Genomic DNA, 4,445 nt, shown 5'->3' on the forward strand with positions numbered 1-4,445 from the left:
TTGGTACTGGACCGGTGCATGTTGCTCTAAAAATAGGCATATTTGATGATTCCTTTGGCGGAATCCGAATCGGTAATTGTAAGGTTATTTGTTGCATGATGCCTGAATTCCAATATGATCATAATGTTGGCGCAATTTCTTTTTGCAACTGATATTCTATAACTGGGTCTCGAAAAACCGCTCAAGAGGGTTTCGGCGGCCGGTAAGATAAGGAAACTTGATAATCACACAGTGCCATGTTTGTCTGACACAATATAAACCGCTGAATAACTTTTACCGGGCATGATCCCGGCAGATTCTGGAAAACCGATGGCCATTCTCGACATACTCCACTTCCCCGATCCCCGGCTGCGCAATAAGGCCAAGCTCGTGCCGGAAGTAAATGACTCTGTTCGCCGCCTGGTGGATGACATGTTTGAAACCATGTATGAAGCCCCCGGAATCGGTTTGGCGGCCACCCAGGTCAATGCGGCAAAACGGGTGGTGGTGATCGACATCTCGGAAGAGAAGAATGAGCCGCTCTGTCTGATCAACCCTGAAATAGTGGCGCGTGAAGGGGAGGAGGAGATGGAAGAGGGTTGCCTCTCGGTGCCTGGTATCTACGAACCGGTCACTCGCGCCTCCTGGGTGCGTGTCCGGGCCTTGAATCGTGACGGCGAAACCTTTGAGATGGAGAGTGACGACCTTTTGGCTGTCTGCATTCAACACGAGATAGATCATCTGGATGGCAAGCTGTTTGTCGATTACCTCTCCAGTCTCAAGCGTCAGCGCATCCGCAAACGGCTTGAGAAGGAGAGCCGCCAAAAAGTGGTGGATGCAGACGGTTCACATCAGGTGATCTGAGCCGCTGCCCATTGGGTCAGATAATATTTGTCTGCCATCATCCTGGCTGCTGAGACGCTGTTCTCAAAGTGGCCGGTTGTATGGCGACGGGAAATAACGCAGGAACAAAATGATGACAGATGCCCTGAAAATCATCTTTGCAGGCACCCCGGAGTTTGCAGTCGAGGCACTGCAGGCATTGTTGCAGACCGAGCACCAGATAGTGGCAGTCTACACTCAGCCCGATCGGCCTGCGGGTCGCGGGCGCAAGCTGATGGCAAGCCCGGTAAAACAACTGGCCCTTGAACATGGGATCGAGGTGCGCCAGCCCAAGAGTCTCAAGGGCGAAACAGAGCAGGCCGAACTGGCTGCCCTGCAAGCGGATCTGATGGTCGTGGTGGCCTATGGCCTGCTGTTACCCCAGGCAGTGTTGGATGCGCCACGACTTGGTTGTATCAACATCCACGCCTCCCTGCTGCCGCGCTGGCGTGGTGCGGCGCCGATTCAGCGCGCCATTTTGGCCGGCGACAGCGAATCGGGGGTCACCATCATGCAGATGGAGGCTGGACTCGATACCGGGCCCATGCTGCACATCCAACGTTGTCCGATTACGGAGGACGACATTGGTGGAACCCTGCATGATCGGCTGGCCGGTTTGGGTGCGGAAGCGCTGCTCGCGGTGTTGCCTGGACTTGTCGACGGGAGTGTTGAGGCAGAGCCTCAGGATGACAGCCAGTCGAACTACGCAAAAAAACTCGACAAGCAGGAGGCGCGCGTCGACTGGACGCAGTCAGGGAAAAAGATTGACCGGCAGGTGCGGGCCTTCAATCCCTGGCCGGTCGCCCAAGCCGACTTCGACGGCAAGGCGATGCGGATCTGGGAGTGTGAGCCTCTGGATGGTGATACCCTGGCTGAGCCGGGAACCATCGTCGCCAGTGGGCGGGAGGGTTTCGATGTCGCCACAGGGAAGGGCCTGCTACGCATTAAAAAACTTCAGATGCCGGGCAAGCGAGCCATGGATGCAGCCGACTTTCTCAATGCGCATCAGGTGGATGGCGTGGTGTTGGGCTAAGAATGGCAAAAAAAAATGATTCACGGGCGCTCGCCGCCAGAATCCTCAAGGAGGTGCTGGGGGGGCACTCCCTGTCGGAGGCAAGCGCACGCCTGCTGCCACAACTGGAGGATGCCAAGGACAGGGGCCTGGCCCAGGAGCTGTGCTATGGGGTGATGCGTTGGCATCCTCAGCTCGAAGCGCTGACCCGGCAGTTATTGAAGAAACCACTGAAACCGAAGGATCTCGACATTCAGGCACTGCTTTTTATCGGCCTCTACCAGTTGCTGTATCTGCGGGTGGCGGATCATGCGGCGGTGCATGAGAGTGCCGGTGCAGCGGAACGCCTGGGTAAGCGCTGGGCCGTAGGCCTGGTCAACGGTGTGCTGCGGGCTTTTCAGCGGCAACAGGGGATGTTACTGGCAAAGGTCGATGCTGATCCCGCAGTGCATTACCGCATGCCGACGTGGTTGCTGCAGCGTATTCAACAGCGCTGGCCGCAGAACTGGCAGGAGACCGTTGCGGCCCTCAACAGTCGGCCGCCCATGAGCCTGCGGGTCAATCAGCAGCTTGGTAGCCGCAGCGACTATCTGCAGAAACTTGCTGATAACGGGATCGGGGCTCAGATTATCGAAGCCACCCGCTCAGGGATTGTGCTTGATCAGCCGCTCGATGTGGGCAGTTTGCCCGGTTTCGACGATGGTCTGGTTTCGGTGCAGGATGGCGGCGCCCAATTGGCGGCGGAACTGCTTGATCCCAAACCCGGAGAGTGGGTGCTCGATGCCTGCGCCGCTCCCGGCGGCAAGAGCGGGCATCTCCTCGAATTGGTGCAAGGGTTGCAGCTGACTGCTCTCGATGTGGATGGGCGACGCCTGCTGAGGGTGCAGGAAAATCTTGAGCGGCTGGGACTTTCTGCGACCCTGGCCGAAGGTGACGCGGCGGCGCCGTCCGGAGACTGGTCAGCGCAGACCTACGACCGAATCCTGCTTGATGTGCCCTGTTCCGCCACCGGCGTCATTCGCCGTCATCCCGATATCAAGTTTCTGCGCCGGGAGGAGGATATTGCACCACTGGTAGCGTTGCAGCGGTCTATCCTGACTGCCATCTGGCCACTGCTCAAACCGGGTGGACGGCTGCTCTATGCGACCTGCTCGATGCTGCCGGAGGAGAACGAGCAGCAGGTCGCCGTTTTTCTGGCGGCAGAGGAGAGCGCCAGAGAATGGGGGATTGATGTGCCATGGGGTGAAGTCTGTGCCTTGGGGCGCCAGATCAGACCGGGCGACGCCTCCATGGATGGTTTCTACTACGCCTGTCTGGAGAAGAGGGCGAAATGAGCGGAGCACTCCGTCTATTGCGGCTTTTCCTCCTGCTCTCTGTGGGAACGTCAGCCTGGTCTGCCGACTTTAGTGTCAAGGAGGTACAGATCGAGTTGCAGGATCAGCGTTACCAGTTGAGTGCCAACATCGATTTTCAATTGAGCGAGCAGGCGATGGAGGCGCTGAGTAACGGGGTGCCGCTGACGCTGGAGGTACATCTCATCGTAGAGAAGACCTGGCACCGGTTTTGGGAGCCGCTGCCCTATGAAGGTTATCTGCGCTACCAGATCCGGTTTTTGGCGTTGACCGGACTCTACCGGGTGGTGGATCTGCAGAGTGGCGAAGAGCAGAGTTTCGTCACCCGTGAAGCGGCACTGCGGGCGCTGGGGGAGATCGATGAGCTGCCGCTGGTGACTCAGGCAGAGTTGATAAACGGTGAACGCTATCATCTGCGGTTGCGGGCAGGGTTGGATATCGAATCCCTGCCGCTGCCGCTGCGCCCCCTGGCCTATCTCGGCACAGGCTGGAAACTGACAACCGGGTGGACCCAATGGCCTCTACAGCCCTGAAATCCATGCGTATGGGCGGCCTGTCAGTGGTGGTGCTGCTGACGCTGCTGTTGACGTCGCTGCATCTGATGAGCAGCGCGGTACAGAACTCCGCTGAACTGAGTCGCTATTTCGTGCCTCTGCTGGTGGTTTCCATCACCGGCATGTTCATCCTGCTCGGACTGATCATCTACAACAGTATCCGCCTGATAAGACAGTATGCGCGGCAGCGGCCGGGATCCCGCCTGATTCTGCGCATGGTGGTGTTATTCAGCGTAATCTCGCTGGCGCCTGTCGGGGTGGTCTACTACTACTCCTTTGGTTTTCTTCAGGCGGGCATCGACAGCTGGTTTGATGTGGATATCGACCGGGCGATGGAGGATGCCCGTGAGTTGGGCCAGTCCGCGTTGGGTCTGAATCAGCGGCTGCTGCTCAAATACACCGAGCAGTTGTTGAGCAGCATCGATGATCAGTCGGAGACGGCCCTCTCACTGGCGATTGCCGAGCTGCGGCAGCAGTCAGGGGCAGTGGAGCTGGTGCTCACCGACCCGGGTGGACAGATCATCGCCTACGCCAATGTGGATCCGACCGTGCTGGCACCGGGTGTCCCGGACAGTGAGATTCGCCAGCAGTTGCGGGCGGGTAATGATTATGTGGGTTTGGAGTGCCGGTAAGGAGCAATACGTAACTGGAATTCAGCGCTACCAA

Annotated in this window: 5 protein-coding genes; all 5 read left to right on the top strand. The window is 58.0% G+C overall.

Annotation, left to right across the window (positions count from 1 at the left end; all coding sequences use genetic code 11):
- The first annotated feature begins 309 nt into the window (after window positions 1-309).
- The 5 genes from def to G9Q73_RS10360 all read left to right on the top strand — a co-directional run bounded on the left by def (window position 310) and on the right by G9Q73_RS10360 (window position 4,411).
- On the top strand, window positions 310-843 hold the full coding sequence (def, locus tag G9Q73_RS10340; protein WP_177419718.1) for a peptide deformylase: 534 nt from the start codon (window positions 310-312) through the stop codon (window positions 841-843).
- A 112-nt stretch (window positions 844-955) separates the two neighbouring features.
- Window positions 956-1,894 (top strand): methionyl-tRNA formyltransferase, encoded by a 939-nt coding sequence (gene fmt, locus G9Q73_RS10345; RefSeq protein ID WP_177419719.1) that lies wholly within the window; start codon window positions 956-958, stop codon window positions 1,892-1,894.
- A 2-nt stretch (window positions 1,895-1,896) separates the two neighbouring features.
- Window positions 1,897-3,207, top strand: a complete 1,311-nt coding sequence (rsmB, locus tag G9Q73_RS10350) for a 16S rRNA (cytosine(967)-C(5))-methyltransferase RsmB (protein WP_177419720.1) — start codon at window positions 1,897-1,899, stop codon at window positions 3,205-3,207.
- Window positions 3,204-3,758, top strand: a complete 555-nt coding sequence (locus G9Q73_RS10355) for a DUF4390 domain-containing protein (RefSeq protein ID WP_177419721.1) — start codon at window positions 3,204-3,206, stop codon at window positions 3,756-3,758. Before rsmB ends, G9Q73_RS10355 begins: the two co-directional genes overlap by 4 nt.
- Window positions 3,740-4,411 carry a hypothetical protein gene (locus G9Q73_RS10360; RefSeq protein WP_177419722.1) on the top strand — a complete coding sequence of 224 codons (672 nt, stop codon included), beginning with the start codon at window positions 3,740-3,742 and terminating at the stop codon, window positions 4,409-4,411. Before G9Q73_RS10355 ends, G9Q73_RS10360 begins: the two co-directional genes overlap by 19 nt.
- The last annotated feature ends 34 nt before the right edge of the window (window positions 4,412-4,445 follow it).

It is taken from the genome of endosymbiont of Lamellibrachia barhami (assembly GCF_011947365.2).
Classification (GTDB): domain Bacteria; phylum Pseudomonadota; class Gammaproteobacteria; order Chromatiales; family Chromatiaceae; genus QGON01.

Coding starts and splice junctions, on each gene's coding strand:
- rsmB (WP_177419720.1), top strand. CDS start 1,897: ATGGCAAAAAAAAATGATTCACGGGCGCTCGCCGCCAGAATCCTCAAG.
- G9Q73_RS10355 (WP_177419721.1), top strand. CDS start 3,204: ATGAGCGGAGCACTCCGTCTATTGCGGCTTTTCCTCCTGCTCTCTGTG.
- def (WP_177419718.1), top strand. CDS start 310: ATGGCCATTCTCGACATACTCCACTTCCCCGATCCCCGGCTGCGCAAT.
- G9Q73_RS10360 (WP_177419722.1), top strand. CDS start 3,740: ATGGCCTCTACAGCCCTGAAATCCATGCGTATGGGCGGCCTGTCAGTG.
- fmt (WP_177419719.1), top strand. CDS start 956: ATGACAGATGCCCTGAAAATCATCTTTGCAGGCACCCCGGAGTTTGCA.